At 71.0% G+C, this 3,549-nt stretch carries 2 protein-coding genes; both read right to left on the reverse strand.

Features of this window, described 5'->3' with window-relative positions; genetic code table 11:
• On the reverse strand, positions 1–2,159 hold a 2,159-nt coding region (valS, locus tag ACQKIP_RS42945; RefSeq protein WP_427745503.1), incomplete at its 3' end, for a valine--tRNA ligase.
• 77 nt (positions 2,160–2,236) lie between these two features.
• The coding region (locus ACQKIP_RS42950) for an alkaline phosphatase family protein (RefSeq protein WP_427745504.1) at positions 2,237–3,549 on the reverse strand (1,313 nt) is incomplete at its 5' end.

The following is a 3,549-nucleotide window of genomic DNA, read 5'->3' on the forward strand; positions in this document are numbered from 1 at the left end:
CCCTCGCCCTGGTCGCCGTACGCCCGCGCCTTGACCAGCTCCACGTAGTCGTCGCAGAAGCGCCAGAAGAACCGCTCCGTGCGTTCGAGAGCCCGCGCGTAGTCGAAGTCGTCGAAGGCCGCCGTCGCCTCCTCGACGGTCGCGGCGAGTTCGGCGAGGACCGCCCGGTCGAGCGGCTCGGTGACCGCGGCCGGGCTCGCGGGACCGGCGGCCCCCGCGAGTCCCAGCACGAACTTGCCGACGTTCAGGACCTTCATGGCCAGGCGGCGGCCGACCTTCATCTGGCCGACGTCGAACGCCGTGTCCGTGCCGGGCCGTCCGCTCGCCGCCCAGTATCGGACCGCGTCCGAGCCGTGCCGCTCAAGCAGGTCCCCCGGCGTGACCACGTTCGCCTTGGTCTTCGACATCTTCTTGCGATGGGGATCGAGGATCCACCCGGAGATCGCGGCATGGCGCCACGGCAGCTCGCCCTGCTCGGCGTGCGCGCGCACCACCGTCGAGAACAGCCAGGTACGGATGATCTCGTGGGCCTGCGGCCGGACGTCCATCGGGAAAACCCGCGCGAACAGGTCCGGGTCCCGGCGCCAGCCGCCCGCGATCTGCGGAGTGAGCGAAGAGGTGGCCCAGGTGTCCATGACGTCCGGGTCGCCCGTGAAGCCGTGCGGCACCCCGCGCCGGTCGTCCTCGTAGCCGGGCGGTGCCTCCGCGCTCGGGTCGACGGGCAGGGCGGACGCGTCCGGCACGATCGGCCGGCCGTAGTCCGGCTCGCCGTGGCCGTCCAGCGGGTACCAGACCGGGATCGGCACGCCGAAGAAGCGCTGGCGGCTGACCAGCCAGTCGCCGTTGAGACCGCCGACCCAGTTCTCGTAGCGCACCCGCATGTGCGGCGGATGCCAGGCCAGCTCGCCGCCGCGCGCCATCAGTTCGTCCCGCAGCCGCTCGTCGCGGCCGCCGTTGCGCAGGTACCACTGCCGGGTGGTGACGATCTCCAGGGGCCGCTCGCCCTTCTCGTAGAACTTCACGGCGTGCGTGACGGGCCGCGGCTCGCCCCGCAGTTCACCGCTGGCCCGCAGCAGCTCCACGACACGCTCCCGCGCGGTGTGCGCCGTGGCACCCGCCAGCTTCGCGTACGCCGCGACGGCATCCGGCGTCTCGATCCCGCTCGGCGGCTGCGCCAGGAAGCGGCCGTCCCAGCCGATCACCGGGCGCGTGGCCAGGCGCAGCTCGCGCCACCAGGTGACGTCGGCCGTGTCGCCGAACGTGCAGATCATCGCGACCCCCGTGCCCTTGTCCGGGACCGCGGCACGGTGGGCCACCACGGGCACCTCGACGCCGAAGAGCGGGGTGCGGATCGTCGCGCCGACCAGGTCCCCGTGGCGCTCGTCGTCGGGGTGGACGACCAGGGCGACGCAGGCCGGGAGCAGTTCGGGCCTGGTCGTGTCGATCTCGACGGGCCGCCCTTCCGGGCCGTGGAAGGTGAGCCGGTGGTAGGCGCCGGGCCGCTCCCTGTCCTCCAGTTCGGCCTGCGCGACGGCGGTGCGGTAGGTGATGTCCCACAGCGTGGGCGCCTCGGCGATGTACGCCTCGCCGCGCGCCAGGTTGTTGAGGAAGGCGAGCTGCGCGGTGGCGCGTGCCTCCGTGCCGATCGTGCGGTACGTGTGCGACCAGTCGACGGAGAGGCCCAGCGTCCTCCACAGTGCCTCGAACGCCTTCTCGTCCTCGACGGTGAGGCGCTCGCACAGCTCGATGAAGTTCCGCCTGGAGACGGGGATCTGGCCCGTTCCCGATTCCGGCGGCGCGAACGACGGGTCGTAGGGCAGCGCGGGGTCGCACCGCACGCCGAAGTGGATCTGGACCCGGCGTTCGGTCGGCAGGCCGTTGTCGTCCCAGCCCATCGGGTAGAAGACGGCCTTGCCGCGCATGCGCTGATAGCGCGCGACGGCGTCGGTGTGCGTGTACGAGAAGACGTGGCCGACGTGCAGGGAGCCGCTGACCGTGGGCGGCGGGGTGTCGACGGAGAAGACCTCGTCACGTGTCTTCGATCGGTCGAAGGCGTATACGCCCGACTCGTCCCATCGCCGCGACCATTTCTCTTCGAGCCCGTCGAGAGCCGGCTTGTCGGGGACGCCGTCCGCGCTGGTGCGATGGGGGAGGTTCATGCCTCCGCATGCTAAGCGCGTGAGGGCCGCCGCCGGAGCTGAATTTCCGGCGACGGCCGCGTCACGCGGTCAGGCGGTCAGGCGGTGGCGATCGCGGGGTCGCTGACCCCGGCCAGGCCGTTCTCCACGTGCCCGGCGAAGCGCCGCAGGAAGGTGCCGTCGGCGTCGGACTTCACCGTCACGTCGTACCAGCGCTTGGTGGCGCGCAGGTCGACGGTGTGCTGGACGGTGCCGCCCGCCTTCACCTTGAACGTCTGGGCGCCGCCGCCGTAGGCGTTGGACACGCTGAGGTCGACGTCAGTGCCACCGGTGTTCGTCAGGGTCAGCTTGAGGTTGCCCGAGGTCTTGTCGTGGCGGGCGGTGACCTCCGGTCCCGCGGTCTTGCCGGGTCCCTTGAAGACGCGCAGGAAGCCGTTCGGGCCGAACACCGACAGGTCGTACACGTCCTTCGAGTACTTCGTGTTCCAGGTGTCGGAGAGCTGCTTGCCCGCCTCCGTGGTGTACGTCCAGGGGCCGTCCGTGCGGTTGCCCGGGCGGACGTGGAAGCAGGCGCCCGCCGCGTCACCGCCGCTGAAGGTGAGGGTGAACTTGCCGTCGGCGGGCGCCGCCTTGCCGTCCACCAGCGGGGCGTACGGCAGCGGGCGCGCGGGCCGGGAGCCGGACTCCTGCTTGGGCAGGGTCCCCTTCGCGGGCGCCTTGGGCACGTAGTCGGGGTGGCGCTCCTTGTCCGGCGGCGCGTAGGCGGACGTGTCCGGCATCTCGTCGGGGTCCATGTCCTTGCCGCCGAAGTCGAAGGCGGAGGTCAGGTCGCCGCAGATGGCGCGCCGCCACGGCGAGATGTTGGGCTCCCGCACGCCGAAGCGCTTCTCCATGAACCGGATGATCGACGTGTGGTCGAAGACCTCGGAGTTCACGTAGCCGCCGGTGCTCCACGGCGAGACGACGACCATCGGGACGCGCTGGCCCAGGCCGTAGTGTCCGGCGGCGTACTTGGCGTCGCCGGGGAAGTAGTCGAGCTTCGTGTCGACGGTGGACAGGCCCTGGTCGGCGTCCTTGGGCACGTACGGCGGGACGACGTGGTCGAAGTAGCCGTCGTTCTCGTCGTACGTGATGAACAGCGCCGTCTTGCTCCACACCTCGGGGTTGGAGGTGAGGGCGTCAAGGACCTGGGCGATGTACCAGGCGCCGAAGTTGACGGGCCAGTTGGGGTGCTCGCAGAACGCCTCGGGCGCGGCGATGTAGGAGACCTGCGGCAGCTTGCCGGCCTTCACGTCGGCCTTGAGGATGTCGAAGTAGCCGTCGCCCGCCTTGGCGTTGGTGCCGGTGCGGGCCTTGTCGTAGAGGGGGTCGCCGGGCTTGGCGTTGCGGTACTTGTTGAAGTAGAGCAGCG

Origin of the sequence: Streptomyces sp. NPDC059900, from assembly GCF_050270335.1 — a bacterium.
In the GTDB taxonomy this organism is placed as follows: domain Bacteria; phylum Actinomycetota; class Actinomycetes; order Streptomycetales; family Streptomycetaceae; genus Streptomyces.